At 70.5% G+C, this 26421-nt stretch carries 23 protein-coding genes and 1 pseudogene; 10 read left to right on the top strand and 14 right to left on the bottom strand.

Annotation, left to right across the window (positions count from 1 at the left end):
* Positions 1–26 precede the first annotated feature (26 nt).
* The 7 genes and pseudogenes from CCZ27_RS17810 (at position 27) to CCZ27_RS17780 (ending at position 8413) form a co-directional block, all read left to right on the top strand.
* A complete protein-coding gene (locus CCZ27_RS17810; protein ID WP_096450438.1) occupies positions 27–1595 on the top strand; it encodes an acyl CoA:acetate/3-ketoacid CoA transferase in 1569 nt (522 codons plus the stop codon).
* A gap of 81 nt (positions 1596–1676) precedes the next feature.
* A pseudogene (locus tag CCZ27_RS17805) lies at positions 1677–2713 on the top strand (branched-chain amino acid ABC transporter permease).
* Positions 2710–4503 carry a branched-chain amino acid ABC transporter ATP-binding protein/permease gene (locus tag CCZ27_RS17800; RefSeq protein WP_096450436.1) on the top strand — a complete coding sequence of 598 codons (1794 nt, stop codon included), beginning with the start codon at positions 2710–2712 and terminating at the stop codon, positions 4501–4503. The pseudogene CCZ27_RS17805 and the gene CCZ27_RS17800 overlap by 4 nt, the downstream one beginning before the upstream one ends.
* A 16-nt stretch (positions 4504–4519) precedes the next feature.
* Positions 4520–5338, top strand: coding sequence for an ABC transporter ATP-binding protein (locus tag CCZ27_RS17795; RefSeq protein ID WP_443081512.1), 819 nt, complete (start codon positions 4520–4522; stop codon positions 5336–5338).
* A 194-nt stretch (positions 5339–5532) separates the two neighbouring features.
* Entirely contained in the window at positions 5533–6129 is a 597-nt protein-coding gene (locus CCZ27_RS17790; protein WP_096450434.1) for a hemerythrin domain-containing protein, read from the top strand.
* 178 nt (positions 6130–6307) lie between these two features.
* Entirely contained in the window at positions 6308–6583 is a 276-nt protein-coding gene (locus tag CCZ27_RS17785) for an HU family DNA-binding protein (protein WP_021248184.1), read from the top strand.
* Positions 6584–7081: 498 nt separating this feature from the next.
* Positions 7082–8413 carry a DEAD/DEAH box helicase gene (locus CCZ27_RS17780; protein ID WP_096450432.1) on the top strand — a complete coding sequence of 444 codons (1332 nt, stop codon included), beginning with the start codon at positions 7082–7084 and terminating at the stop codon, positions 8411–8413.
* Between the two features lie 93 nt (positions 8414–8506).
* Here CCZ27_RS17780 and CCZ27_RS17775 read toward each other — a convergent pair whose 3' ends face one another.
* Positions 8507–8923, bottom strand: coding sequence for a secondary thiamine-phosphate synthase enzyme YjbQ (locus CCZ27_RS17775; RefSeq protein WP_096450430.1), 417 nt, complete (start codon positions 8921–8923; stop codon positions 8507–8509).
* A 77-nt stretch (positions 8924–9000) separates the two neighbouring features.
* On the opposite strand from CCZ27_RS17775, the gene CCZ27_RS17770 reads away from it, so the two are divergent.
* Positions 9001–9579 (top strand): Tll0287-like domain-containing protein, encoded by a 579-nt coding sequence (locus CCZ27_RS17770; RefSeq protein ID WP_096452752.1) that lies wholly within the window; start codon positions 9001–9003, stop codon positions 9577–9579.
* Between the two features lie 249 nt (positions 9580–9828).
* Here the strand turns inward: CCZ27_RS17770 and nusB are convergent, their stop codons facing one another.
* From nusB to CCZ27_RS17705, 13 genes are all read right to left on the bottom strand, one after another.
* Positions 9829–10317 (bottom strand): transcription antitermination factor NusB, encoded by a 489-nt coding sequence (gene nusB, locus CCZ27_RS17765; RefSeq protein WP_096450428.1) that lies wholly within the window; start codon positions 10315–10317, stop codon positions 9829–9831.
* Positions 10314–10817 (bottom strand): 6,7-dimethyl-8-ribityllumazine synthase, encoded by a 504-nt coding sequence (gene ribH, locus CCZ27_RS17760; RefSeq protein WP_096450426.1) that lies wholly within the window; start codon positions 10815–10817, stop codon positions 10314–10316. The genes nusB and ribH overlap by 4 nt, the downstream gene beginning before the upstream one ends.
* A gap of 9 nt (positions 10818–10826) precedes the next feature.
* Positions 10827–11915, bottom strand: a complete 1089-nt coding sequence (gene ribBA, locus CCZ27_RS17755) for a bifunctional 3,4-dihydroxy-2-butanone-4-phosphate synthase/GTP cyclohydrolase II (RefSeq protein WP_096450424.1) — start codon at positions 11913–11915, stop codon at positions 10827–10829.
* A 37-nt stretch (positions 11916–11952) separates the two neighbouring features.
* Positions 11953–12567, bottom strand: coding sequence for a riboflavin synthase (locus CCZ27_RS17750; RefSeq protein ID WP_096450422.1), 615 nt, complete (start codon positions 12565–12567; stop codon positions 11953–11955).
* A 306-nt stretch (positions 12568–12873) separates the two neighbouring features.
* Positions 12874–14742, bottom strand: coding sequence for a protein-disulfide reductase DsbD (dsbD, locus tag CCZ27_RS17745; RefSeq protein WP_096450420.1), 1869 nt, complete (start codon positions 14740–14742; stop codon positions 12874–12876).
* A gap of 2 nt (positions 14743–14744) precedes the next feature.
* Complete coding sequence (cutA, locus tag CCZ27_RS17740) at positions 14745–15116, bottom strand: divalent-cation tolerance protein CutA (RefSeq protein WP_096450418.1); 372 nt, start codon at positions 15114–15116, stop codon at positions 14745–14747.
* Positions 15117–15307: 191 nt separating this feature from the next.
* Positions 15308–15772: a ferritin-like domain-containing protein gene (locus CCZ27_RS17735; protein ID WP_096450416.1), complete on the bottom strand. Its 465-nt coding sequence runs from the start codon at positions 15770–15772 to the stop codon at positions 15308–15310.
* A 124-nt stretch (positions 15773–15896) separates the two neighbouring features.
* Complete coding sequence (locus CCZ27_RS17730) at positions 15897–16337, bottom strand: universal stress protein (RefSeq protein ID WP_096450414.1); 441 nt, start codon at positions 16335–16337, stop codon at positions 15897–15899.
* A gap of 10 nt (positions 16338–16347) precedes the next feature.
* Entirely contained in the window at positions 16348–17091 is a 744-nt protein-coding gene (locus tag CCZ27_RS17725; protein WP_198363168.1) for a TerC family protein, read from the bottom strand.
* A 25-nt stretch (positions 17092–17116) separates the two neighbouring features.
* A complete protein-coding gene (locus CCZ27_RS17720) occupies positions 17117–17728 on the bottom strand; it encodes a glutathione S-transferase (protein WP_096450412.1) in 612 nt (203 codons plus the stop codon).
* Between the two features lie 30 nt (positions 17729–17758).
* Positions 17759–18418, bottom strand: coding sequence for an alpha/beta hydrolase (locus CCZ27_RS17715; protein WP_096450410.1), 660 nt, complete (start codon positions 18416–18418; stop codon positions 17759–17761).
* On the bottom strand, positions 18415–18738 hold the full coding sequence (locus CCZ27_RS17710) for a (2Fe-2S) ferredoxin domain-containing protein (protein ID WP_096452748.1): 324 nt from the start codon (positions 18736–18738) through the stop codon (positions 18415–18417). Before CCZ27_RS17710 ends, CCZ27_RS17715 begins: the two co-directional genes overlap by 4 nt.
* Positions 18739–18905: 167 nt before the next feature.
* Positions 18906–20012 carry a VanZ family protein gene (locus tag CCZ27_RS17705; RefSeq protein ID WP_096450408.1) on the bottom strand — a complete coding sequence of 369 codons (1107 nt, stop codon included), beginning with the start codon at positions 20010–20012 and terminating at the stop codon, positions 18906–18908.
* A gap of 250 nt (positions 20013–20262) precedes the next feature.
* Here CCZ27_RS17705 and CCZ27_RS17700 point away from each other — a divergent pair, with 250 nt between their 5' ends.
* Both CCZ27_RS17700 and CCZ27_RS17695 read left to right on the top strand, forming a co-directional pair.
* Complete coding sequence (locus CCZ27_RS17700; RefSeq protein WP_096450406.1) at positions 20263–23742, top strand: transglutaminase family protein; 3480 nt, start codon at positions 20263–20265, stop codon at positions 23740–23742.
* 4 nt (positions 23743–23746) lie between these two features.
* Positions 23747–26407 (top strand): circularly permuted type 2 ATP-grasp protein, encoded by a 2661-nt coding sequence (locus tag CCZ27_RS17695; RefSeq protein ID WP_096450404.1) that lies wholly within the window; start codon positions 23747–23749, stop codon positions 26405–26407.
* Positions 26408–26421: the final 14 nt, after the last annotated feature.

Genomic DNA, 26421 nt, shown 5'->3' with positions numbered 1-26421 from the left:
CCCGCATCAACCGGAGATTCCAACCCATGGCGAAATCGAAAGTCATCCCCGCGTCCGAGGCGGGCAAGCTGATCAGGGACGGGGCCACGATCTACTGCAGCGGCGTCGGCCTGGCCGGCTTCGCCGAAGAGGTGGCCGTGTCGATCCACGAAAACTTCAAGGCCACCGGCCACCCGCGCGACATGACCATCTGGCATGCCTGCGGGCTGGGCAACGGCAAGGACAAGGGCATCTACCACCTGACCCATCCGGGCATGATCAAGCGCATCGTCGGCGGCCATTTCGGCGTCGGCGGGCCGATCCTGATGAAACTCATCATGGACGACCGGATCGAGGCGTACAACCTGCCGCAGGGCGTGCTGGTGGTGCTGCCGCGCGAGATGGCCGCCGGCCGTCCCGGCCTGCTCTCCAAGGTCGGCCTCGAGACCTTCGTCGATCCGCGCGTCGAAGGCGCCAAGGTCAACGCCGCCACCACCGAGGATCTCGTCGAACTGGTCGACTTCGACGGCGAACAGTGGCTGTTCTACCGTGCGCCCCGGATCGACGTGGCGCTGATCCGCGGCACCACGGCGGACGAGAGCGGCAACATCACGGTCGAGGACGAAGGCATCTTCAACGAGGCGATCTCCATCGCCCAGGCCGCCAGGCGCAACGGCGGCATCGTGATCGCGCAGGTCAGGCATGTGGTGCAGAACGGTACGCTGCACCCGAAGCAGGTCAAGGTGCCGGGCATCCTGGTCGACCATGTCGTCGTCGGCCGGCCGGAGAACCACATGCAGACCATGGGCACCCAATACAACCGCGCCTTCGCCGGCGACATCCGCGTGCCGGTGCATTCGCTGCCCCAACTGCCGATGGACGAGCGCAAGATCGTCGCGCGCCGCGCCGCGGTGGAACTCGGCCACGGCGCCATTGTGAACCTGGGCATCGGCATGCCGGCCGGTATCGCCACGGTGGCGGCGGAGGAGGGCGTGCAGGACCTGATGGCGCTGACGCTGGAAACCGGCCTCATCGGCGGCATCCCGGCCGACGGGCTGGATTTCGCCCACGCGACGAATGCCGACGCCACCATCGACCCCGGCTACCAGTTCGACTACTACGACGGCGGCGGGCTGGACGTGGCCTTCCTCGGCCTCGCGCAGACCGACGTGCACGGCAATGTGAACGTCAGCAAGTTCAGCGGCCGGCCGGTAGGCTGCGGCGGCTTCATCAACATCACCCAGAACGCCAAGAAGGTGGTGTTCTGCGGCACCTTCACCGCCGGCGGGCTGCAGATCCGGGCAGGCAACGGCGAACTGCAGATCGTCACCGAAGGCAAGAACCGCAAGTTCCTCGACCACGTCGAGCAGATCACCTTCAGCGGGCACTACGCCGCCAGCGTCGGCCAGACCGTGCTGTACGTGACCGAGCGGGCGGTGTTCCAGCTCACCAGGGATCACGGCATGGAACTGCTCGAGGTGGCGCCGGGCATCGACATCGAGCGCGACATCCTCGCCCACATGGACTTCGTGCCGAAGATGGACAGGGTGAAGCAGATGGACCCGGGCATCTTCGACGAGCACTGGGGCCGGTTGTACGGCATCCTGCACGACTGAACCCGCACCTCGCGGTTCGACACCGGACGCATGCCGGCACCGCCGGCCGTGCGCCCACCGCCCATGGAGGCGAGGAGACAAATGGATCTGACGATAGCGCTGATGCTGGCCCAGGACGGGCTGACGAACGGAGCGATCTACGCGCTGCTGGCCTTGGCGCTGGTGCTGGTGTTCGCGGTGACGCGGGTGATCTGCATCCAGCAAGGGGAATTCGTGGCGTACGGGGCGCTGACGCTGGCGATGATGCAGTCGGGGTCGGTGCCGGCCACGGTGTGGCTGCTGGTGGCGCTGGGCGCGGCGGTGGCGGTGCTCGACGGCGCGGCGGCGCTCAAGGCCGGGCAGGGGCGCCGGCTGGCGGCGGTGCTGGGCTGGAACCTCGCCGGCCCGCTGGCGCTGGCGGGTCTCTTGGCGGTGCTGCCGGTCCCGTCCCTGCCACTGGCGGTGCAGGTGGGGCTGGCGCTGGCGGTGGTGGTGCCGATGGGCCCCTTCATGTACCGGCTGGTCTACCAGCCCATCGCCTCGGCGCCGGTGCTGATCCTGCTGATCGTCTCGGTGGCGGTGCACGTGGCCATGGTCGGGCTGGGGCTGCTGTTCTTCGGCGCCGAAGGCCAGCGCACCCCGGCCTTCAGCGACGCCAGCCTCGAAGTGGGGCCGCTCTTGGTGTCGGGGCAGACGCTGTGGGTGATCGTGGCCTCGCTGGTGCTCATCGTCGGGCTGTACCAGTTCTTCGAGCGCACGCTGTACGGCAAGGCCCTGCGCGCCACGGCGATCAACCGGGTGGGGGCGCGGCTGATGGGCATCTCGCCGTCGCTGGCGGGCAAGCTCACCTTCTTCCTGGCGGCGCTGATCGGCGCGCTGTCGGGCGTGCTGATCGCCCCCTCACCACCATCTACTACGACACCGGCTTCCTGATCGGGCTGAAGGGGTTCGTGGCCGCCATCATCGGCGGACTGGCCAGCTACCCGATCGCCGCGCTGGGCGCGGTCGCGGTGGGGCTGCTCGAAGCGTTCTCCTCGTTCTGGGCCAGCGCCTACAAGGAAGTCATCGTCTTCACCCTGATCATCCCGGTGCTGCTGTGGCGCTCGCTCACCAGCCGGCACGTGGAGGAAGAAGAATGAGGCCCGACCGTCTGATCCTGGGCGCCTTCCTGGCGCTGCTGCTGGGGGTGCCGGCGCTGCTGTCGCCGTTCTACGTCACGCTGCTCAACTACATCGGCCTGTACGCGCTGGTGGCCCTCGGTCTGGTGCTGCTCACCGGCGTCGGGGGGCTCACCAGCTTCGGGCAGGCCGCCTTCGTCGGGCTGGGCGCCTACACCAGCGCCGCGCTCACCACCGCGACGGCGCTGCCCGGCTGGATCGCCTGGGCCGGCACCTCCCCCTGGCTCGCGCTGGGCGTGGGGCTGGTGCTCACCGCCGCGGTCGCGCTGATCCTGGGCTCGCTCACGCTGAAACTGTCGGGCCACTTCCTGCCGCTGGGCACGATCGCCTGGGGCATCAGCCTGTACTTCCTGTTCGGCACCATGGAAAGCCTCGGGGGGCACACCGGGCTCACCGGCATCCCGCCGATCACGCTGTTCGGCTGGACGCTGGACGAAGGCGGCGAGATCTACTACCTCATCTGGGCCTTCGTGCTGGTGGCGGTGCTCACCACGCAGAACCTGCTGGATTCGCGCGAAGGGCGGGCCATCCGGGCCTTGAAGGGCGGGCGGGTGATGGCCGAGGCGATGGGGGTGGACACCGCGCGCTCGCGCATGATCATCTTCGTGATCGCCGCGCTGCACGCCTGTGCCTCGGGGTGGCTGTACGCGCACATGCAGCGCTTCGTCAATCCGACCCCGTTCGGGCTGCACATCGGCATCGAATACCTCTTCATGGCGGTGGTGGGCGGCGCGGGCCACGTGTGGGGCGCGCTGGTGGGCGCGGGGGTGATCACCGTGCTCAAGCAATGGCTGCAGGACCTGCTGCCCAAACTCTTGGGCGCCAGCGGCAACTTCGAAGTGATCGTGTTCGGCCTCATGATGGTGCTGGTGCTGCAGCGCGCGCGCAACGGCCTGTGGCCGCTGCTGAAGAAATGCGTGCCGGTGCAGGGCGTGCCCAAGCGCATCGACGCGGCGGCCGAGCCCCTGCCGCGGCGCACGCTGCCGGCGGCGGGCACGCCGATCCTCGAAGCGCAGGACGTCACGAAGAAGTTCGGCGGGCTCATCGCCAACAACAACATGAGCCTCACGGTGAAGGCGGGCGAGATCCTGGCGCTGATCGGCCCCAATGGCGCGGGCAAGAGCACGATGTTCAACCAGATCTCGGGGGTGGACACCCCCACCTCGGGCGAAGTGCGCTTCCTGGGCAAGGCGGTGGCCGGGCACGACTCGCGCGAGATCGCCAGGATGGGCATGAGCCGCACCTTCCAGCACGTGAAGCTGCTGCCGACGATGACGGTGCTCGAGAACGTGGCGATCGGCGCGCACCTGCGCAGCCGGCAGGGCGTCCTGCGCTCGGCCTGGCGGCTGGACCGGCACGAAGAAGCACGGCTCTTGAAGGAAGCCGCGTACCAGATCGAGCGCGTGGGTCTGAAGGACCACCTGTACGACGAAGCGGGCAGCCTGGCGCTGGGCCAGCAGCGCATCCTCGAGATCGCGCGCGCGCTGTGCTCGGACCCGTGCCTGCTGCTGCTGGACGAACCGGCGGCGGGGCTGCGCTTCAAGGAGAAGGAAGCGCTCGGGGAGCTTCTGAGAAAGCTGCGGGCCGAAGGGATGGCGACGCTGATCGTGGAGCACGACATGGACTTCGTGATGGGGCTGGTGGATCGGGTGGTGGTGATGGAGTTCGGTCAGAAGATCGCCGAAGGGCTGCCCGACGAGATCCAGCAGCACCCGGCGGTGCTCGAAGCCTACCTGGGCGGCGTGGACTGAGCGGAGGGGACAGGAGATGACGATGCAGACGCAGGCCCAGACCCAGACCCAGGCCCATCCCCCGCCCACCCCGTCGAACGCCGGCGCGACGTCCCCGGTGCTCGAAGTAAAAGGGCTGTGCGTGTCGTACGGCAAGGTGGAAGCGCTCACGAACGCGACGCTGACGGTGGGCGAAGGTCAGATCGTGACGGTGATCGGCCCCAACGGGGCGGGCAAGACGACGATGCTGTCGGCGATCATGGGGGTGCTCGAGGCGAAGGGCGAGGTGTGCTTCGACGGCACGGTCGAAGCGGTGCCCGAGGTGGAGCGCCGGGTGGCGCGCGGCATGAACCTGGTGCCGGAGAAGCGCGAACTGTTCGGCGAGATGAGCGTCGAGGACAACCTGGTGCTGGGCGCCTTCCAGCGCTACCGCAGCGGGCACCGCGACCACGGGCAGACGATGGAGGAGGTGTACGGGCTGTTCCCGCGGCTGAAGGAGCGGCGCACGCAACTGGCGGGCACGCTGTCGGGCGGGGAGCGGCAGATGCTGGCGGTGGGCCGTGCGCTGATGGCCCGGCCGAAGCTGCTGATGCTGGACGAACCGAGCCTGGGGCTGGCGCCGCTGATCGTGCGGGAGATCTTCCGCATCATCGCGGAGCTAAGGCGCCGGGGGGTGTCGATCCTGCTGGTGGAGCAGAACGCGCGGGCGGCGCTGCAGGTGGCCGACTACGCGTACGTGCTGGAGACGGGGCAGGTGGCGATGCAGGGCCCGGCGCACCGGCTGGCGGACGACCCGCGGGTGATCGAGGCGTACCTGGGGCTGGGGGGCAAGCACCAGGCGATGCTCAGTACCTGAGGGGCGGGTGCGGGGAATCCGGCCGGCGGGCGGGGGCGGCGTTGCGTCGGGCTGCGCAACTCGACCTCGCTCACGCTCGGGACTCGGACCGTGCTCGCCCACTCCACGCCGCCCCCACCCACCGTCCTGCCGCGTCGCGTGATCCGGCGGGCCTGAGAAACGGAACCGAGAAGGACAGAAGGAGGACGAGAGCCATGGAAGCGATGCGCATCCTGATGGACGAACACCAGTCGCTGGCGGCGATCATCCACGCGATCCGGCATCTGATCGGCGAGATCAGGGCGGGGCGGCTGGAAGCGGACCAGGGCCTGCTGGCGGCGATGGTGCATTACCTGGACGCCTACCCGGAGAAGCGCCACCACCCGAAGGAGGACCGGTACCTGTTCGGTCCGCTGAAGGCGAAGACGGGAGCGGGGGCGGCGGCGCTCGAGCGGCTCGCGCGCGAGCACGGCGAGGCGGAGGCGCGGATCAAGGTGCTGGAGGCGGCGCTGGGGCGCTACCGGGCGGGGGAGCCCGGGGGCTTCGAGGGCTTCGCGCAGGCGTTCGAGGGGTATGCGGCGTTCTACCGGGAGCACATGCTGCTGGAGGAGCGCGAGGTGCTGCCGCTGGTGATCGCGCACTTCACGGACGCGGACTGGGCGGCGGCGGAGGCGGGGTTCCTGGCGGACGATCCGCTGCGGGGCACGCGCACGGGCGAGGGGGAGGAGGACTTCGGGCGGATCTTCTCGAAGCTGGTGGCCGCGGCGCCGGCGCCCATCGGGCTGGGGGCCGGGCCCTATACGGAGCAGTGAGGCTTTTCCGTGTCCGGCGGGGGCCGGTCCGGTGGGAAGGCGTCCGACATTCGCGTGAACCACGTTGCATCTTCCACGGCGGCGATATTGTTTCGTCACGCCCCGCGCGCCGCGTCAGTGCTAGAATCCGCCGGGTAGATCAGGATTCCCATCACTTACACACCAATCGAGGAAAAGCATGAACAAAGGTGAATTCGTCGAAGCGCTGGCCGATCGTCTGGATGTTTCCCGCGCTCAAGCCGACCGCGCCCTGTCCGCCGTGCTCGACATCATTGCCGAACAACTGGGGAAGGGTGAAAAGGTGGCTTTCACCGGTTTTGGCTCGTTCGAGGTTTCCGAGCGCGCAGCCCGTACCGGGCGCAATCCGCAGACCGGCGCCGCGATCGAAATCGCTGCTTCCAGCGTACCCAAGTTTACCGCCGGCGCTACGCTGAAGGCCGCGGTAAACAAGTAATCTGCCTGTTGGCGAGTCCTGACCGGGCGGGTCGGTACCTCGGGTACCGACCCGCTTCTTGTTTTTCATCAAGCACTTTCATTCGTGTGCCCGGCGACAGCCGGGGGAAAAGCGGATATACTGCGCGGCGTTGTGCAATGCAGCAGCAGGGCCTTTGCGGTTTCACGTGCGGACCAGGATGTCCGCCTGCCCGGCCCGAGGGACTGTAACCACAGCCCCATCGCCCCCGACCTCCCGCCGAACTCCATTCGTTCTTCCGATCGTCTGGCATCGTGACAACCGGTTGGTGCCGATGCGCGGCCTCGATGGCCCGGTCGCGATGACCGGGGTTTGAGAGGCCGACCACGCCCATCGCGCGTTCGTCGCACCTGCGATCCCGTGCACCTGGCCTGCCCATCCGCAGGGCCGGTGCGGCGCGATGCCATGCGGCCCGTTCCCCGGGCCCGAACCTGCCGCCCCCGCCGACAGCGGAGGCCGGCACGCAATACAGGAAGAACCATGACTTTCCACAGCATCGGCCTTGCCGACGAACTTCTCAAGGCCGTCGAGCAGACCGGCTACACGACGCCGACTCCGGTGCAGCAGCAGGCGATTCCCGCCGCCATCGCCGGCGCCGACCTGCTGGTGTCGAGCCACACCGGCAGCGGCAAGACGGCCGCCTTCATGCTGCCGTCGCTGCACAGGCTGATCGACCGCCGCCCGGCACCGGGCGCCGGCCCGCGCGTGCTGGTGCTCACGCCGACGCGCGAACTCGCGCAGCAGGTGGAGAAGGCGGCGCAGACCTACGGCAAGGCGCTGCGCTGGCTCAATACCGCCTGCCTCGTCGGCGGCGCGCCCTTCTTCGCCCAGGTCAAGCAGTTGCAGCGTCCGGTCGACGTGGTCGTCGCCACGCCGGGCCGCCTGCTCGACCACCTGAACCGTCGCAAGCTCAAGCTTTCCGACCTCGAGATCCTGATCCTCGACGAAGCCGACCGCATGCTCGACATGGGCTTCGCCGAGGACATCGACGCCATCGTCGCCGCCACGCCGGCCAAGCGCCAGACCCTGCTGTTCTCGGCCACGCTGGACGGCGTGGTGGGGAACATGGCGGCGCGCATGACGCGCAATCCGCAGCGCATCGAGATCGAGGTGGCGCAGGAGGATCGCGGCCAGATCGAGCAGCGCCTGATGTTCGCCGACGACATCGGCCACAAGAACCGCCTGCTCGAGGCCCTGCTCGGCGACGACACGCTGCAGCAGGCGGTGGTGTTCACCGCCACCAAGAAGAGCGCCGACGAGCTGTCGCTGGCGCTGCAGGAAAAGGGCATCGCCGCCGCCGCGCTGCATGGCGACATGCACCAGACCCAGCGCAACCGCACGCTGCAGCGCCTGCGCCAGGGCCGCATCGGCGTGCTGGTGGCGACCGACGTCGCCGCGCGCGGCATCGACGTCGCCGGCATCAGCCACGTCATCAACTTCGATCCGCCGCGCCAGGCGGAGGACTATGTCCACCGCATCGGGCGCACCGGCCGTGCCGGCCGCGACGGTGTCGCGATCACGCTGTCCGGCCCGCGCGAGACCGGGCTGATCCGCGCCATCGAGCGCTTCACCGGCGACCGCCTGGAAGTGCACACCATTCCGGGCATGGAACCGGCGCCGCGCAAGCCGTCGGGGCCGCGGCCCGGCGGCAACGGCGGGCGCCGCTTCGGCAGTGGCGGCAGGCCCGGTGGCGGCCATGGCCGCCCCGGTGGCGACACGCGCCGCGGCAGCGGCGGCCACGGCCGCGAAGGCCATCCCTCGCGCAGCGAGCGCAGCCATGGGGATCGCCGCGACCGCGGTTCCCGCGGCTGAACGTACCTCGCCGGACCCGCCGGCCGCGCCCGGCAAGCGGGTCCGATTTTGAAATCCCGCCGCGCGGCGAGCGCCGCGGGATTTTTTTCGCCTTCAGGAACCGATCACGGTCACGACCAGCTCGCGCCGGTGGCCCTGCGCGCGGTGCTCCCACAGGTAGATGCCCTGCCAGGTTCCCAGCAGCAGTTCGCCGTCACCCACCGGCATGCTGAGGGCGACCTCGGTCAGCACGCTGCGTGCGTGCGCCGCCATGTCGTCGTCGCCTTCCATGTCGTGGCGGTAGGCGGGGTCGCCGTCCGGCGCCCAGCGCCGGGCCAGCGTTTCGAGGTCGCGCCGCACGTCGGGGTCGGCATTCTCGGTGATCAGCAAGGAGCAACTGGTGTGCCGCACGAACACGTGGGCGAGGCCGGTGCGCACGCCGCTGGCGCGTACCGCGTCGCGGACGGCGGCCGTCAGTTCGGTCATGCCGCGGCCGCGGGTCTGGATGTGGAGGGTGTGCTGAAAAGTCATGCTGCACCGATTTCCGGGATGTGCTTTATTGAGTGGTACATAATCGTTTGCTTATTTATTAGAGCCCGGAGATGGACATGATACTGAAGCGAATCGCCCTGAATGCCCTCGTCCCCCTGATGGCGGTTGCGGCCGCGCCGGCCGCGGCGGAGGAATTCGCACTGCTGCAGGAGGCCAGGACGGTGGCCGGCAGCATCCCGCCCCGCCTGCTGGCCGTCCTGCAGCAGGAGATCGAGAAGGGTGGCGTCGACGGCGCCATCGGCGTGTGCCGCGAGAGGGCACCGCAGATGGCGAGGGAGGCATCCGGGAATACGGGCTGGCAGATTCGCCGCGTGAGCCTGAAGAACCGCAACCCGAAGGCGGTGCCGGATGCCTGGGAAACCGCCGTGCTGAAGGAGTTCGACCGCCGCGCCGCGGCCGGCGAGGACCCGCGGCAGCTCGAGCGGGGCGAGATGGTGAGCGAGGGCGGCGTCTACAGCTATCGCTACATGAAGGCGCTGCCCACTCAGCAACTGTGCCTCAGTTGCCACGGCGCCCCTGGCGACATCGCACCTGCGGTCAAGGCGCGCCTCGCGGAGCTGTACCCGGCCGACAAGGCGACCGGCTACGGCCTGAACGAGATCCGTGGCGCGATGACGATACGCCGCACGTTCTGAAGAGGGGGCCGCCGGCGCGCTTCACGGTGCCGCCCGGCGGGGTGTCCGCCGCCCGGGCGGGGCGTTCGCGGCCTTCGGCTTCCCGGTCCGGGACGCACTGCGGGGGCGGCGACGCAAACTCGCCGCTGCGCTCCTCAGACATGCGTCGCCTTGTTTCCCCCGCAGCGCGCCCCGGACCGGCGCTCTCGACCGCCCGGGCGGCGGACACCCCGCCGGGCTCATCGCGGGCTTTGGGCGCAATGCCCCGGATCAGCCCCTGGCCTTGCGCGCCGCCTCGACTTCCACTGCGCGCAGGTTCGCGGCGAGCCTGTCGAGCACGCCATTGACGAACTTGTGGCCGTCGGTGCCGCCATAGCCCTTGGCGAGTTCGATCGCCTCGTTGATCACCACCCGGTAGGGCGTCTCCAGGTTGTGGCGCAGTTCGTGCGCGCCCAGCAGCAGGATCGCGTGCTCGATCGGCGACAGCTCGGCCACCGGACGGTGGATCAGCGGCGAGAACGCCGCGCGCAGGTCGTCGGCGTTTTCCAGCACGCCGCGCAGCAGGCTCACGAACAGCTCGCGGTCCACCTTGTCCAGGTCCTCGGTCTCGGCCTCGATGTGGCGCTGCACCGAGGTCATCGAGTTGCCCGACAGCAGCCACTGGTACACGCCCTGCAGGGCGAGTTCGCGCGCGCGGCGGCGGGCCATCTTGCCCGTCGGGTGGGGTGTGCCGGCGGCAGCAGTGGTCGGGTCGCTCATTTCAGGGCCTTCAGCAGGTTGGCCATCTCCACCGCCGCGCGGGCGCAGTCGGCGCCCTTGTCGCTCATGCGGGCGACGGCCTGGTCCTCGTCTTCGGTGGTCAGCACGCCGTTGGCGATCGGTACGCCGGTGTCGAGGCCGACGCGGGTGATGCCGGCGCCCATCTCGTTCGACACCAGCTCGAAGTGGTAGGTCTCGCCGCGGATCACCGCGCCGAGCGCCACCAGCGCGTCGTAGCGGCCGCTCCTGCCCATGGCCTGCAGCGTCAGCGGGATCTCCAGCGCGCCGGGCACGGTGACGATGCGGATGTCGCTGCGTGCGACGCCGAGGCCGAGCAGTTCGTCGGTGCAGGCCGACAGCAGGCCCTCGCAGATGTCGAGGTTGAAGCGGGCCATGACGATGCCGACGGACAGACCGGCGCCGGCGAAACCGGGTTCGAGTTCGGCGATGCCGTCGTAGCGGGCCGTCCTGCGGGCGTTCTCGGGTTGCGTGCGTTGCATGTGGATATCTCAGTCCTTGTCGACGAAGCCGGTGATTTCGAGGCCGAAGCCGGCCATGCTGCGGATCTTGCGCGGGCTGGCGAGCAGCCGCATCCTGCCGACGTTCAGGCTGCGCAGGATCTGTGCGCCGACGCCGAACAGGCGGGCGTCCCATTTCGTCGGGCGATCCTGCGTGCGGTTGAGGCCGGCGAGCAGTTCGCGACCGGACTGCGGGCGGTACAGCAGCACCATGACGCCGGCCTCGGCCGCCGCCAGCGTGGCGAGCGAGACATTCACCGGAAAGCTGTGGCCCGCGCTGGACGGGTCGAGGAAATCGATCACCGAGATCGGCTCATGCACCCGCACCAGCGTCTCGCGCTCGGGGCTGATGTCGCCGTGCGACAGCGCGAAATGCACGTCGCCCGAGGTCTTGTCCTCGAATGCCGACAGCCGGAAGAGGCCATGGGCGGTGTCGACTTCCTTTTCCGCGACTTTCTCGATCAGGTGCTCGGTGGCGGCGCGGTATTCGATCAGGTCGCGGATGGCGCCGATCTTCAGGCCGTGCTCCCTGCCGAACTCGACGAGGTCGGGCAGGCGCGCCATGGTGCCGTCGTCCTTGAGGATCTCGCAGATCACCGCGGCGGGCTCCAGGCCGGCGAGCTGGGCGAGGTCGCAGCCGGCCTCGGTGTGGCCGGCGCGGATCAGCACGCCGCCCTTCTGCGCGGTGAGCGGGAAGATGTGGCCCGGGGTGACGATGTCTTCCGGCCTGGCGTGGCGGGCGACGGCCACCTGCACGGTGCGCGCGCGGTCGTGCGCCGAGATGCCGGTGGTGACGCCGGTGGCGGCCTCGATCGACACGGTGAAGGCGGTGCCGTGCGGCGTGCGGTTGTCGCGCACCATCTGCTGCAGGCCGAGCTGGCGGCAGCGCTCGTCGGTGAGCGTCAGGCAGATGAGGCCGCGGCCGTAGCGGGCCATGAAGTTGATCGCCTCGGGCGTGACGAACTCGGCCGCCATGACGAGGTCGCCCTCGTTCTCACGGTCCTCCTCGTCCACCAGGATGACCATCCTGCCGGCCTTGATGTCGGCGATGATGTCGGTGATCGGCGCAAGTGCGCTCATGCTGTTTCCTTTGTTGGCGTTCCGGCGATGCGTTCGCTCACGCGTTGTGCGGGGCCTCTTGGCTGCGCCAGGCGAGCATGCGCTCGACGTAGCGGGCGATGAGGTCGATTTCCAGATTGACGCGCCCGCCGGGCGCGAGATGCTTCAGGTTGGTCATCGCCACCGTGTGCGGGATCAGGTTGACCGAGAAATCGCGGCCCCCGACGCGATTCACCGTCAGGCTGACGCCATTCACGGTGATCGATCCCTTCTTGGCGACGTAGCCGGCGATCTCCGCCGGCGCACGGACCACGAGTTCGTGGCTCTCGCCGACCGGCTCGAACCTCAGCACCTCGCCCACGCCATCCACATGGCCGGTGACCAGGTGGCCGCCGAGGCGGTCGGCCAGGCGCAGCGCCTTTTCCAGATTGACCTCGTTGCCGACGGCCTCCAGGCCCACCGTGCAGTTCAGCGTTTCGCGCGAGACGTCGTACTTCAGCCTGGGGCCGTCCATCCCGACCACGGTGAGGCACACGCCGCTGTGGGCGATGCTGTCGCCGATGACGACGTCGGACAGGTCCAGCCCGTTGGTGTCGATGGTGAGGCGCACGCCGTCGGTGAGCGGCTCGATGTGTTCGATGCGGCCGACGGCCGCGACGATGCCGGAGAACATGAAAGACTTCGAGGCGTAAGGGAAAGTGCGGATTGTAGGGGAAAACGCCTGCACTGACCGGATACGCGGCGTTTCGGGACGATCAGTGCGGCAGTTCCCGGCGCGGCGGTTCGCGGCGCTTCAGCACGCAACGCGGCAGGTCCGGCGGCGGGGGATGCGCGGAGCGGGCGAGCACTGTCCGAGTCCCGAGCGCAGCGAGGTCGAGTTGCGCAGAACGCGGAGCGCATCCCCCGCCGCCGGACCGGATTACGAGCGCCCCAGGCATCCCAGGCGAGGGCACGTACGCCCAACCCCCCCCCCCCGGTGCTACAGCGCCCGGTCCAGCACCGTGGCGAAGGGTCCGGACTTCATGTAGCCGACCACGCGCAGGCCGCCGCGCTCCTGCCCCTGCGCGTCGAAGAAGATGATGCCCGGCGGGCCGAACAGGCCGAAGCGCTTGAGCAGCGCCTTGTGCTCGTCGGTGTTGGCGGTGACGTCGGCCTTCAGCAGCAGCATGCGGTCCATGCGGCCGGCCACTTGCGGGTCGCTGAAGGTGTAGCGCTCCATCTCCTTGCACGACACGCACCAGTCGGCGTAGAAGTCCAGCATCACCGGCCGGCCGGCGCTCGCCAGGCGTGCGTCGAGTTCGGCGACCGTGGCCACCTTCTCGAACCGCGGCACCGCCTGCGGCGCCGAGGCTTCCGCGCGCAGCACGGCGAGCGGCTGCAGCGGATCGCGCGAGCCGGCCAGCGCACCCACCAGCATCGCTGCGCCCGAGATCAGCAGCACCACGCCCACGCCCTTCCAGAAGCGCTGCCAGCCCTTGGCCTGCGGCGGCAGCGGGTCGATCGCATGCAGGAAGATGCCGGAGAACACCAGCAGCGCGGTCCAGCCCAGCATCGTCGCCAGCGGCGGGATCACCGGGCCCATCATCCACAGCGCGACCGCCAGCAGCAGCACGCCGAAGGCTTTCTTGACGCCTTCCATCCACGGTCCGACCCTGGGCAGCAGCGAACGCGACGCCACGCCCACCGCCAGCAGCGGCGCGCCCATGCCCAGGCCCATCGCGAACAGCGCCCAGCCCCCCAGCACCGCATCGCCGGTGCGGGCGATGTAGAGCAGGGCGCCGGCCAGCGGCGCCGCCACGCAGGGGCCGACGATGAGGGCCGACAGCACCCCCATCGCCGCCACGCCGCCGAGGTGGCCGCCCTTTTCGTGGCTCGCGGTGGTGGCGAGCCGGCTCTGCAGCGTGCTCGGCAACTGCAGCTCGTAGAGGCCGAACATCGACAGCGACAGCAGCACGAACACCAGCGCGAAGGCCGACAGCACCCACACGTTCTGCAGCGCCGCCGACAGCAGCGTGCCGGTCATGCCGGCGGCGACGCCCGCCAGCGCGTAGGTCACCGCCATGCCCAGCACGTAGGCGAGCGACAGCAGGAAGGCGCGGGAGTGCGAGACCCTGTGGCCGTGGCCGACGATGATGCCCGACAGGATGGGGATCATCGGGAAGGTGCAGGGGGTGAAGGACAGCAGCAGGCCGAAGCCGAAGAAGCTCAGCAGGATCAGCGGCACGCTGGCGCCCTGCAGCAGGCCGGCGATGCGGCCGCTCTCGTCGCCGGCGGCTTCGCCGGCTGCGGCGTCGGCTTCTGCGGGCGGCGGGGCTGCGGCGGCCGGGGGCGCGGCAGGGGCGGTGCTTTGCGCCCCGCTGCCGGTTCCGCTGCCGCCGATCAGGCCGGCGAAGAGGCCGCCACCCTTGGCGGGCGGAGCCGTCAGGTCGATGGATGCCTTCTGCGGCGTGGGCGGGTAGCAGATGCCGCCGTCCCAGCAGCCCTGGCTGGTGACGAGCAGCTCGAAGCGGTCGACGCCGGCCGGCGCGCTCACCGGCAGCAGCACGCGCAACTCGCCGCGGTGGGTCTCGACCTCGCCGAAGAATTCATCCTGCTTGAGCTTGCCGGCGGGCTTCTGCGGTGCGCCCAGCGTGATCCCGGCCGGTTCGGCCTCGTAGCGGAACTTGTCGCCGTAGAGGTAGTAGCCCTTCGCCACCGAGAACACGACCTCGACCGTTTCCGCGTCGAGCGCCTGGGCGCGCATGGCGAAAGCCTTCTCGGGTTCGATCGGGTCGGCGGCGCGTGCCGCGGTGCAGAGCTGGAACAGCAGGCTCGCCAGCAGGGCGAGCAGGATGGGCAGGCGGTGCATCGTCAGGTCTTGGGCAAGGCGGGTGGGGTCTGGGCGGCGGGCGGCGTCCGGGGGCCGGGTTCGACCTCGCCCGCCACCCAGGCGAGATAGGGCGCGAAACCCTGCTGCACAGGGACCGCGACGATCTCGGGAAGTTCGTAGGGATGGTGGGCGAGGATCGCGGCTTCGAGCGCCGCATAGCCCGTGCGCGTGGTCTTGATCAGCAGCGGTGTTTCCTGTGCGTGCTCGACCGCGCCCTGCCACCGGTAGACCGACCGGCACGGCGCGAGGACGTTCACGCAGGCGGCCCGCCGCTCGCGGACCAGGCGCTCGGCGAGTGCGTGCGCGGCGGCTTCGTCGGGCAGGTTGGTGAGGACGATCAGGACGTCGGTCATGTCGCTTCCGTCGGCAGGGGGAGCGACATTATCGCGGACGGTGCGCCCGCGTGCGCCGATCTGGATCAAGTGGCCGCGGCGGGAGCGCGGGCGGCGCGGCTGCCGGAGCGCTCTCCTTCGGTGCGCGGCGTTCCTGCGGCGGAACGGCGTCCGGAGCAGGCGCAGTGGCCGCTCTGCCCGTCCTGCGGCTGCTAGACCGTGCGCGGCGCGAAAGCCTGCAGGTCGCCGGGCTTGCGCAGCATCTTGTCGACGTCGGCGAGGTGCAGTTCCTCGGCGTGGATCATCTGGCGCGAGAATTCCTCCAGCGCCACCGAACAGCCTTCGACCAGGACCAGCAACTCGCGGTACAGGTCCAGCGCCTTGCTCTCGGCCTCCAGCGATTCGCGCAGGATGGCGCCCACGTCGTGCTGGTGGGAGTCCAGCAGCGGCCCGATGCCCAGCGAAGGATAGGCGCCCAGCGTGGTGATCCATTCGCCGACCTGGCGCGCATGGAGCAGCGACTCGTCGGCCTGGGCGTTGAGCCAGGACACGATGGGGATGCGGCCGAAGCCGAAGACGAGGAAGGAATAGTGCGTGTAGCGCACCACGCCGGCCAGTTCCGCCTCGAGTATCCGGTTCAGGACGCCGACCACGGCCTCCTTGTCGAGTTCTGCCATGATGTTGTCTCCTTCCCTTGTGCGTCGGGCCGGTCCCGCACGGCGAGGCGCCGCGGTCCGATCTTCCCAATGTAGCCGATGGCATCCCCGCCGCAACAGTCGGGGTCGACCCGCGTGCGGGCGCTCAGGCTCGCGGCGGCGCGGGCTTGACCAGCGTCACCGGCACCTTCGAGCGGCTGGACACCTCCCGCGCCACCGAACCCATCAGCAGGTGCAGCAGGCCGGTGCGTCCGTGCGAACCCATCAGGATGAGGTCGAAGCCGTGTTCCTGCGCGTAGCGCACGATGGTGTCCGCCACATGGCCGACGGCGATGTGGTGCGCGTAGGGCGCGCCGGCGGCCTCCAGCGTGCGGCGCGCGCCGGCCAGCGCGGCCAGGCCCTCCTCGCGATGGTAGTCCGCCAGCGCCTCGGCGCTGACGAAGCTGCTCGCATGCCCGTCGATCGGGATCTGCACGCTGAGCAGGTGGATGTCGAGATCGGGCGCCTGCTCCCGCATCTCCAGTGCCTGCAGCACGGCACGGCCGGCGTTGTCCGAGCCATCGACCGGGATGAGTATCTTCATCATGCGCCCCTCCTCATTTGTCGCCCGTGGTCTGCGGCGCACCGTCGAGCGGCAGTTCGACGACGGGCGCCGCCTTGCGCAGCGCGCGCCGGGCCAGCCAGTGGCCCAGGCCGACCACGAACACCGCGCCTGCCGCCGAGGTCACGTAGTGCAGCCAGGACGGCGAGCCCTGCAGCAGCGGCCTGAGCGTGACGTCGCCCACCACCATGCCGCCGGCGATCCAGCCCAGCAGCGCGGCGCCCAGCGTGATGACGACCGGGAAGCGGTCCATCAGCCTGAGCACGAACTTGCTGCCCCACACGATGATGGGGATGCTGATGACGATGCCGAACACCACCAGGCCCAGGTCGCCCTTCGCCGCCCCCGCCACCGCGATGACGTTGTCCAGGCTCATCACCGCGTCGGCGACGACGATGGTCCTGATCGCCCCCAGCAGGTGGGTGCTGCCTTCGACGTCGCCGTGGCCGTCGCCTTCCTCCGGCTGCATCAGCTTGACGCCGATCCACAGCAGCAGCAGCGCGCCGACCACCTTCAGGAAGGGCAGCTCGAGCAACTGCAGCGCGAAGAAGATCAGCACCACGCGCAGCGCGATGGCCCCCACCACGCCCCAGGCGATGCCCTTGTTGCGCTGGTGCTCGGGCAGCTTGCGGCAGGCCAGCGCGATGACCACCGCGTTGTCGCCGCCCAGCAGGATGTCGATGGCGATGATCTGCAGTACCGACAGCCAGAAGGCGGCGTGCATCATGGATTCGAACACGGACGATTCTCCTCGGCCGCCGTGCTCAGGCCGCCGGCGGCATGGTGCCGGCGAAGCTGGCGCGCGCGAACAGCCGTTCCGCCAGCGCGGCCAGCGCCGGATGGCGGCCGCGCCAGTCGATCCGGGGGAAGCGCAGGTCGAGGTAGCCCAGCGCGCAGCCGGCGGCGACGTCGCCCAGGTGCATGTCGGCGCCGTCGAGCCACGTCCGGCCGGCGGCGCGGCGCTCCAGTTCGGCCAGCGCGCGGTCGACCTTTTCCAGTTGGCGCGCGATCTCCCGCTCGCTGCGCTCGCCGTCCGGGCGGCGCGATTCGAGCAGGGCGGCGACCGCCGCGTCGGTGATGCCGTCGGCCAGCGCTTCGTGCTGGCGCACGCGCACGGCGGCCAGCGCGTCGGCGGGCAGCAGCCGCGGACCGGCGCCCAGCGTTTCCAGGTAGCCGGCGATGACGGGCGAGTCGAAGAAGACTTCGCCGCCGTCGGTGACCAGCGCCGGCACCTTGCCGAGCGGATTGACCGTCGGCACGCGGGTGCCGGCTTCCCACGGCGAATCGACGACGAGTTCGAAGGGCAGCCCCTTCTCGGCGAGGATCACCCGGATCTTGCGCGCGTAGGGGCTGGTGAGCGAGGCGACGAGCTTCATGCGGACTCCTGGGCCGGGCGGCGGGCGGGTTCAGGCCAGCGGTGGGACGTTGCGCGCGATGACGTCGCGGATCACGTGCAGGCGGCCGTGGAAGAAATGGTCCGCGCCGGGGACCACCGTCACCGGCAGCTCCTGCGGGCGCGCCCAGTCGAGCACGTTGGCGAGCGCCACGGTGTCGTCGTTCTCGCCGTGGATCACCAGCGTCGGGATGGAAGCGGGGACCGGCGGCGTATCGTAGTGGCGCTCGCCGTCGGCCGCGCTGCCGGTCGCCACGCCCACCAGCACCAGTTGCTGCGGCGGCGCGATGCCGTCCGCCAGGCGGTTCGCCACCTGCGTCTGCACGAAGCCGCCGAAGGAGAAGCCGGCCAGCGCTAGCGGCGACGTGCCCCAGCGCGACTGCGCCCAACTGATGACCGACAGCATGTCCTCGGTCTCGCCGTTGCCGAGGTCGTGTTCGCCCTCGCTCTTGCCGACGCCGCGGAAATTGGGCCGGATCGCGGCATAGCCGAGGTCGCGGAAGCTGCGCGCCAGCGTGTGCGCCACCTTGTTGGTGTTGGCGCCGCCGAACAGCGGGTGCGGATGGCAGACCAGCGCGACGCCGCGCACCAGCTCGGGGGCGTCGATGAGCACCTCGATGTTGCCGGCGTGGCCGCGCAGCAGGGCGGACTCGGTGGGCAGCGGACGGCTCATGCCGCGTCTCCCGGCAGGCGCAGGCGCTCGACGATGCGTCCGGCCACGAGGTGGCTGTCGATGATCTCGTCGATGTCCTCCTTGTCCACGTAGGTGTACCAGACGTCGTCGGGATACACGACGATCACCGGGCCGTCGTCGCAGCGCCCCAGGCAGCCGGCCTTGTTGATGCGCACGCGACCCTCGCCCTTCAGGCCGAGTTCGGCGGTGCGCTCCTTGGCATAGGTCTGCAGCGCGCTGGCGCCATGGTCGTTGCAGCAGCTCTCGCCGTTCTGGCGCTGGTTGCAGCAGAAGAAGACGTGGTGTTCGAAATAGCTCATCGCGGGTCTCGGTGCGCGCGGCGCCGGCCATGGAAAGGCTGTGCCGGCCGCGCTGCGGTCGGTGTGGGGAAGGTTCGCCGCCGCCTGCACCGGGCCGGATGCGGGCACGGTCGGCCATGCCCGCATCCGCTGCGGCGTGGCGGCTGCATTCGATTCGGTGCTGCGAATTATAGACGGCGCTCGCGCCGATCCGGGCTGTCGTCCAGGTGCTCGCCGTGCCACAGGCCCAGCGCGGACAGGTAGGCCAGCGCGAGGAAGGGCCACAGGCTGTCGGTGAGCTGCGTCAGGCCGTGGAAGTTCAGGAAGTTGCTGAAGTTGGTCAGGCGCTGGTCGTATGCCAGGTAGGGGTTCTCCGGCAGCAGGTTGACCAGCGCGGTGCTGGCCAGCAGCGTCATGCCCGCCAGCGCGTGCTGCAGCACGCGCGGCAGCAGCAGTGCGCCGGCCAGCAAGGCGCTGCCCAGCAGCAGGCCGCGCCCCGCGCCCGGCGTGAGCCAGGCCAGCGGCGCGCCGGGCACGAAGAAGGTGGCGGTGGCCAGCGTCTTGGCGCCGATGCCGAGCAGCAGCACCAGCACGATGGGCCAGATGGCCGTGTGGCGCATCATGCAGCGCGCGAACAGCCCCACCGCCAGCACCGACAGCGCGGTCAGCGCGGTCTCGAAGGCGATGAAGCGCTCGGCGTTGAAAGGCAGCGGCGCGGCGATGCCGAGCAGGCTGCGCACGTCGCCGCTGGAAAACAGCAGGTCGGCCGCGCCGAGCTGGCTCAGCAGCCACAGCCCGATCAGTACCAGCCCCGCATCGCCGGTATGGCCGCCGACGACGTGCTGCGTGCGCCACCGCCGGGCGCGGCCGTGGCGGCCGAACAGCGCCCGCCCCCAGCGCGCGCCGGGCACCGCGCCCAGCAGCGCACCCAGGATGTTGCCGCCGAGGTCGATGTTGCTGGCGATGCGCGAGGGCAGGAAGTTCTGCGCGGTTTCCAGCCCCAGGCTCAGCAGGCCGGCGGCGAGCGTCGCCACCGCGACGGTGCGGCCGGCTGGCCAGCGGCCCGGCAGGGCGGCCGCCAGCAGGAAGCCGAAGGGCAGGTAGCCCAGCACGTTGAAGAGCAGGTCGGCGAAGACGAAGTACTTCGGCCACGGAGCCAGCATGAAGTCGAACAGCGGCAGTCCGCTCGCCTTCCAGCCGGCAAGCGGATGCAGGCAGGCATAGGCGATCAGCAGCGCATAGGCGAGAGCGAGATTGCGCGGCAGGGCGGAGGCCGGGCGCGGCGTCGGTGGCATGCGGCGGGCGTGGCGGGCAGGAAGACGGACGACGATGGGATGCCGGAGTGTAGCGGCTGGTTCCCTCGCCGGGGTGGGCGGCGGGTGCCATCCCGATGCATGCGCGGACGGTCATGCACCACGAAGGTGCATGACCGTCCGCGGGCGGGCCCGAAAAGCGTGCGGGGCTGCGGGGTTCGCGCCGCACGGCGAGTTGCATGCTTCTTGCTGTGGTCATGTGCAGCTCAATCCGGATACAACGAGGCGCCCCGTGTCTATCCACGTCAAGCTCAGCCACATCACCCATTACCGCTACGACCGCCCGGTCACGCTGTCGCCGCAGGTCGTGCGCCTGCGTCCCGCGCCGCATTGCCGCACCGCCATCCATGCCTATTCGCTGACGGTCGAACCGGGCCGGCACTTCATCAACTGGCAGCAGGACCCGCAGGCCAACTACCTGGCGCGCCTGGTCTTCCCGGAAACGACCCGGGAGCTGAAGGTCGAGGTCGACCTGGTGGCCGAGATGTCGGTCATCAACCCGTTCGATTTCTTCCTCGAACCCTCCGCCGAGAAGTTCCCCTTCGCCTACGAGGACGACCAGCGCGACGAACTCGAGTCCTACCTGCGCACGATTCCGCTGGACGAGATCGGCCCGCGCTTCCGCGACTACCTCGGCGCCGTCCCGCTCGAGCCCAGGGCCAGCGTCGATTTCCTGGTCGATCTGAACATGCGGCTGCAGCAGGACATCGAATACCTCGTCCGCCTCGAGCCCGGCGTGCAGACGCCGGAGGAAACGCTGGCGCTGGCAAGCGGTTCCTGCCGCGATTCCGCCTGGCTGCTGGTGCAGTTGCTGCGCCACCTCGGCCTGGCGGCGCGCTTCGTGTCCGGCTACCTCATCCAACTCACGCCGGACGTGAAGTCGCTCGACGGCCCCTCCGGCACCGAGGTCGACTTCACCGACCTGCACGCCTGGTGCGAGGTCTATCTGCCCGGCGCCGGCTGGGTCGGGCTGGACCCGACCTCGGGCCTGTTCGCCGGCGAGGGCCACATTCCGCTCGCCTGCTCGCCCGAGCCGTCCTCCGCGGCGCCGATCACCGGCTACACCGACGAGTGCGAGTGCGAATTCGAGCACCGCATGAAGGTCGAGCGCGTGTGGGAGGCGCCGCGCGTCACCAAGCCCTACGGCGACGAGCAGTGGGCGGAGATCGAGGCGCTCGGCCACCGCATCGACGGCGACCTGGAGGCATTCGACGTGCGCCTGACGCAGGGCGGCGAACCCACCTTCGTGTCGCTCGACGACCGCGACGGCGCCGCCTGGAACGGCGACGCGCTCGATCCGCTCGACCGCGACGCCGCCATGCCGAGCAAGCGCACGCTGGCCGAGAACCTGATGTTCCGCCTGAAGGACCACTATGCGCCGCAGGGCCTGCTGCATTTCGGCCAGGGCAAGTGGTATCCGGGCGAGCAACTGCCGCGCTGGTCGCTGAACTGCTACTGGCGCAAGGACGGCGAGCCGATCTGGCGCAACCCGGACCTGCTCGCGCGCGAGCTGTCGGGCACCGGGGTGGACGAGGCGACCGCCGGCCGCTTCCTCGCCCGCGTCGCGAGGCGCCTGGGCGTGGATGCGAAGTGGATGGTGCCCGCCTACGAGGACGCGTGGTACTACCTGTGGCGCGAGCGCCGGCTGCCGGCCAACGTGGACCCGCACGACTCGCGCGTCGACGACCCGCTCGAACGCGCGCGCCTGGCCAGGGTCTTCGACCGCGGCCTGAAGCAGGCCATCGGCCACGTGCTGCCGATCATGCGCAGCCACGCCGGCCCGCAGCGCTGGCAGAGCGGACCGTGGTTCCTGCGTCCCGAGCGGCTGTACCTCACCCCCGGCGACTCCCCGATCGGCTACCGCCTGCCGCTGGAATCGCAACCGTGGGTCGGCAAGGGCGACTATCCGTGGATCCACCATGCCGATCCGAACCAAGCCTTCCCGTCGTTGCCGGGGCATGCCGAGCTGCGCCAGCAGTTGCGCCCGACCGGCGCCATCATCGGCGCGGACAGCGGGTTGGGCGGCGAGGTGCATGGCGGCGCGTGGACCACGGGCCGCGCCGGGCACGCGGGTTTCCACGGCCCGCAGGATCCGGCGGCGGGCGAGGGCCCGGCAGGCGGGCCGGCAGCGGCGCCGGGGCCGGGAAAACTGGCCGACCCCACGCGCAGGCCGCAGCCCTTCGAATCCGCCGGCTGGATCACGCGCAGCGCGATCTGCGCCGAACCGCGCGGCGGCCTGCTGCACATCTTCATGCCGCCCACCGCCGCGCTCGAGGACTACCTCGAGATCGTCGCCGCGGTGGAGGAGACGGCCGCGGAGTTCGCCCTGCCCGTCGTCCTGGAAGGCTACGAGCCGCCGTCCGACCCGCGCCTGTCCCACTTCCGCATCACCCCCGACCCGGGCGTCATCGAGGTCAACATCCACCCCGCCGCGAGCTGGGACGAACTGGTGGAGCGCACCACCACGCTGTACGAAGAGGCTCACCAGTCGCGGCTGTCGACCGAGAAGTTCATGCTCGACGGCCGCCACACCGGCACTGGCGGCGGCAACCATTTCGTGCTCGGCGGCGCCACCACGGCGGATTCGCCCTTCCTGCGCCGGCCGGACCTGCTGCGCAGCCTGGTGAGCTACTGGCACAACCACCCCAGCCTGTCCTACCTGTTCTCGGGCCTCTTCATCGGCCCCACCTCGCAGGCGCCGCGCGTCGACGAGGCGCGCCACGATTCGGTGCATGAACTTGAGGTCGCCTTCCAGCAGTTTCCCGAGGCCGGCAAGGACGTGCCGCCGTGGCTGATCGACCGCCTGCTGCGCAACCTCCTGATCGACGCCAGCGGCAACACCCACCGCGCCGAGTTCTGCATCGACAAGCTGTACAGCCCCGACGGCCCGGCGGGCCGCCATGGCCTGCTGGAACTGCGCGCCTTCGAGATGCCGCCGCACGCGCGCATGAGCCTGGCGCAGCAACTGCTGCTGCGCGCGCTGATCGCGCGTTTCTGGCAGCAGCCCTACGCGCCCGATCGCCTGCGGCGCTGGGGCACCGAACTGCACGACCGCTTCCTGCTGCCGCACTGGGTCGCCGAGGACTTCCGCGACGTCATCGACGAACTGCGCGCGTGCGGCTATCCGCTCGGGTTCGACTGGTTTGCGCCGCATTTCGAGTTCCGCTTTCCGAAATACGGCGAATTCTCGGCGCGCGGCGTCGACGTGGAACTGCGCATGGCGCTCGAACCGTGGCACGTGATGGGCGAGGAAGGCGCGGCCGGCCGCACGGTGCGCTACGTGGATTCGTCGGTGGAGCGGCTGCAGGTGAAGGTGAGCGGGCTCAACGACGACCGCCACGTGCTCGCCTGCAACGGCCGCGCCGTGCCGCTGCAGCCCACCGGCACGGTGGGCGAGTTCGTCGCCGGCGTGCGCTACCGCGCCTGGCAGCCGCCGTCCTGCCTGCATCCGACCATCGGCGTGCATGCGCCGCTTGTGTTCGACCTGGTCGACGGCTGGATGCAGCGTTCGATGGGCGGCTGCGTCTATCACGTGGCGCATCCGGGCGGACGCAACTACGAGACCTATCCGGTCAACCCGTATGAGGCGGAAGGCCGCCGCCTGGCGCGCTTCACCACCACCGGCCACACGCCGGGCCGCATCGCGCCGCCGGCGGTCGGGCGCAACGCCGACTTCCCCTTCACCCTCGACCTGCGCCGGCAGGGCGGCTAGCGCGATGCAGGTCCAGTTGCAGAGCCCGCCCGGGCTGCTCGCCACCTATGCCGCGCGGCCCGACCGCTACGACGAACTGTGCCAGCGCATCGGCAGCGTGGTGGTGGTGCGGCCGCACTGGCGCGACTTCTTCCACGGCCTGGCGGCGATGTCGCCGGCCGAGATGGCGGCGCGGCGAGCCGCGCTGCGCCGCCAGATCCACGAGAACGGCATCACCTACAACGTGTATGCCGACCCGCGCGGCTTCGAGCGGCCGTGGGAACTCGACCTGCTGCCCTACATCCTGCCGGCGGCGGAATGGGCGCAGATCGAGGCCGCCGTCGTCCAGCGCGCCACCCTGTTCAACCGCATCCTCGCCGACCTCTACGGCGAGCAGACGCTGCTGCAGCAGGGCCTCATCCCGCCGGCGCTGATCTACGGCCACAGCGGCTTCCTGCGCCCGCTGGTGGGGACGAGGCAGCCCGGCGACCTGTTCCTGCACCTGTACGCGGTCGACCTGGCGCGTTCGCCGGACGGCCGCTGGTGGGTGGTGGCCGACCGCACCCAGGCGCCGTCCGGCGCCGGCTATGCGCTGGAGAACCGCGGCGTCGTGGCGCGCGCGCTGCCCGAGCTGTACCGCGCCGCCGGCGTGCAGCCGCTGGTGCCCTTCTTCGAGGGCTTCCGCGACAGCCTGGCGGCGCTGGCGCCGGCCGGCGCCCAGGACGACGACGAAGAAGCGCTGATCGCCGTGCTCACCCCCGGCCCCTACAACGAAACCTACTTCGAGCACGCCTTCCTCGCGCGCGAGATGGGTTTCCCGCTGGTGGAAGGGCAGGACCTCACGGTGCGCGACGAGAAGGTCTTCCTGCGCACGCTGGACGGCCTGCGGCGGGTGCATGTGATCCTGCGCCGGGTGGACGACATCTGGTGCGACCCGCTGGAGCTGCGCGACGATTCGGCGCTGGGCGTGGCCGGGCTGGTGGCGGCGGTGCGCGCTGGCAACGTCGCGGTGGCCAACGCGCTGGGCAGCGGCATCCTGGAAACCGGGGCGCTGCTGGGCTACCTGCCGCGGCTGGCCGAGCACCTGCTCGGGCAGAAGCTGAAGATGCCCTCCGTCGCCACCTGGTGGTGCGGCGAGCCCGCCGCCTGCGACTATGCGCTGAAGCATCTGCGCGAACTGGTGGTGAAGCCGGCCTATCCCGCAGCGGGCGAGGGGCCGGTGTTCTGCCGCGACCTGCCGGCGGAGGCGCTGGAGGCGGTGGCGGCGCGCATCGCCGCGCGGCCGTTCGATTTCGTCGCGCAGGAGATGGTCAACATCTCCCAGGCGCCGGTGCTGGCGGCCGACGATGCGCCCGGCGGACTGGTGGCGCGCAACATCGGCCTGCGCGTGTTCGTCGCCGCCGGCCCGGACGGCTTTCGCGCGCTGCCCGGCGGCCTCACCCGCGTCGCCTTCGGGGCCGACATGCGCATCGTGTCGATGCAGTACGGCGGCGGCAGCAAGGATGCCTGGGTGCTCAGCCCGCCGGCGCCGCAGCGGCCCGCGGCGCGCATCATGCCCGGCCAGATCGCGCCGCCGGAGCGGCGGCCGCGGCAACTGAGCCTGTCGAGCCGCGTGGCGGAGAACTTCTTCTGGCTGGGCCGTTACAGCGAGCGCGCCGATGCCGCGGCGCGGCTGGGGCGCGAGACGCTGGCGCGGCTGAGCGGCCTGGGCGGCCCCGGCGCACCGCCGCGCGAGGGGGCCGGCACGCCGCCGCCCGAAGCCGGAGCGGCGGCCTCCGCCCGCGACGGCGATCCGACGCTGGCGGCCCTGCTCGGGCTGTGCCGCCGCACCGGCATCGCGCTCGCGGAGGCGGCCGGCGGCGAGGCCGGCGTCGCGGTGCCCGGCACGGAGTCCGGGCGCGGGCGGGACGCCCCGCTGCCGCCGGCGGCGGGATTGGCACGGTCGCTGTTCGATCCCGCCTGCGGCGGCGGGGTGGCGGCCAACCTGCGCCAGGTGCTGCGCCTGGCCGGCCAGGTGCGCGACCGCCTGTCGCCCGACAGTTGGCGCATCTACAACCGGCTGTCCGAGTTCACCGTCGCGCCGGGCGGCCCCGCCGGCCTGGGCGATGCCCTCGACCGCCTGGACGAGGCGCTGCTGTCGCTCGTCACGCTGTCGGGCTTCGTCATGGAGAGCATGCCGCGCGACGCGGGCTGGCGTTTCCTCTCCATCGGACGGCGCATCGAGCGCCTGCAGTTCCTCGCCGCGGCGCTGTCGGCGCTGCTGCCGGCCGCCGCGCCGGGCGGGCTGCAGGCGCTGCTTGCCGTCACCGATGCCGAATTGCGCTACCGCAGCCGCCATGCGCGGGGGCTGGCACCGCAGCCGGTGGCCGAACTGGTGATGCTCGACGGCGACAACCCGCGCGCCCTGCGCTACCAGATCGAATCGCTGATCGAGCACGTGGCGGCGCTGCGCGACGGCGAGGATTTCGCCCGGCCGCTGCGGCAGCAGCGCGAGGCGCTGGCCTCGCTGTCGTCGTGCGCCTGGGTGGTGCCCGGGCCGGGCGAGGTGCCGGCCGCGCGCCAGTGCGAACCGCTGCGCGCGGTGCTGGGGGACATCTGGGCCTGCGGCAACCGGCTGGCGGACGCCCTGTCGCAGCGCTACTTCACCCACCTCGACGCCCGCAGCCAGGCGACCGCCTCGCTTTGAGCGAACAGGGCCAA

The sequence above is a fragment of the Thauera sp. K11 genome (assembly GCF_002354895.1).
In the GTDB taxonomy this organism is placed as follows: Bacteria; Pseudomonadota; Gammaproteobacteria; order Burkholderiales; family Rhodocyclaceae; genus Thauera; species Thauera sinica.
Note: the sequence above shows the minus strand (reverse complement) of the source record. Positions and strands in the feature narration are given on the sequence as shown.

Excerpts from the sequence above, each read along its gene's own strand:
- cutA (WP_096450418.1), bottom strand. The coding sequence starts at position 15,116 with ATGACCGACGTCCTGATCGTCCTCACCAACCTGCCCGACGAAGCCGCC.
- CCZ27_RS17730 (WP_096450414.1), bottom strand. The coding sequence starts at position 16,337 with ATGATGAAGATACTCATCCCGGTCGATGGCTCGGACAACGCCGGCCGT.
- ribH (WP_096450426.1), bottom strand. The coding sequence starts at position 10,817 with ATGCAACGCACGCAACCCGAGAACGCCCGCAGGACGGCCCGCTACGAC.
- CCZ27_RS17775 (WP_096450430.1), bottom strand. The coding sequence starts at position 8,923 with ATGACTTTTCAGCACACCCTCCACATCCAGACCCGCGGCCGCGGCATG.
- CCZ27_RS17720 (WP_096450412.1), bottom strand. The coding sequence starts at position 17,728 with ATGAAGCTCGTCGCCTCGCTCACCAGCCCCTACGCGCGCAAGATCCGG.
- CCZ27_RS17790 (WP_096450434.1), top strand. The coding sequence starts at position 5,533 with ATGGAAGCGATGCGCATCCTGATGGACGAACACCAGTCGCTGGCGGCG.
- CCZ27_RS17785 (WP_021248184.1), top strand. The coding sequence starts at position 6,308 with ATGAACAAAGGTGAATTCGTCGAAGCGCTGGCCGATCGTCTGGATGTT.
- CCZ27_RS17770 (WP_096452752.1), top strand. The coding sequence starts at position 9,001 with ATGATACTGAAGCGAATCGCCCTGAATGCCCTCGTCCCCCTGATGGCG.
- CCZ27_RS17705 (WP_096450408.1), bottom strand. The coding sequence starts at position 20,012 with ATGCCACCGACGCCGCGCCCGGCCTCCGCCCTGCCGCGCAATCTCGCT.
- CCZ27_RS17810 (WP_096450438.1), top strand. The coding sequence starts at position 27 with ATGGCGAAATCGAAAGTCATCCCCGCGTCCGAGGCGGGCAAGCTGATC.
- dsbD (WP_096450420.1), bottom strand. The coding sequence starts at position 14,742 with ATGCACCGCCTGCCCATCCTGCTCGCCCTGCTGGCGAGCCTGCTGTTC.
- CCZ27_RS17800 (WP_096450436.1), top strand. The coding sequence starts at position 2,710 with ATGAGGCCCGACCGTCTGATCCTGGGCGCCTTCCTGGCGCTGCTGCTG.
- nusB (WP_096450428.1), bottom strand. The coding sequence starts at position 10,317 with ATGAGCGACCCGACCACTGCTGCCGCCGGCACACCCCACCCGACGGGC.
- CCZ27_RS17795 (WP_443081512.1), top strand. The coding sequence starts at position 4,520 with ATGACGATGCAGACGCAGGCCCAGACCCAGACCCAGGCCCATCCCCCG.
- CCZ27_RS17695 (WP_096450404.1), top strand. The coding sequence starts at position 23,747 with ATGCAGGTCCAGTTGCAGAGCCCGCCCGGGCTGCTCGCCACCTATGCC.
- CCZ27_RS17735 (WP_096450416.1), bottom strand. The coding sequence starts at position 15,772 with ATGGCAGAACTCGACAAGGAGGCCGTGGTCGGCGTCCTGAACCGGATA.
- CCZ27_RS17780 (WP_096450432.1), top strand. The coding sequence starts at position 7,082 with ATGACTTTCCACAGCATCGGCCTTGCCGACGAACTTCTCAAGGCCGTC.
- ribBA (WP_096450424.1), bottom strand. The coding sequence starts at position 11,915 with ATGAGCGCACTTGCGCCGATCACCGACATCATCGCCGACATCAAGGCC.
- CCZ27_RS17715 (WP_096450410.1), bottom strand. The coding sequence starts at position 18,418 with ATGAGCCGTCCGCTGCCCACCGAGTCCGCCCTGCTGCGCGGCCACGCC.
- CCZ27_RS17750 (WP_096450422.1), bottom strand. The coding sequence starts at position 12,567 with ATGTTCTCCGGCATCGTCGCGGCCGTCGGCCGCATCGAACACATCGAG.
- CCZ27_RS17710 (WP_096452748.1), bottom strand. The coding sequence starts at position 18,738 with ATGAGCTATTTCGAACACCACGTCTTCTTCTGCTGCAACCAGCGCCAG.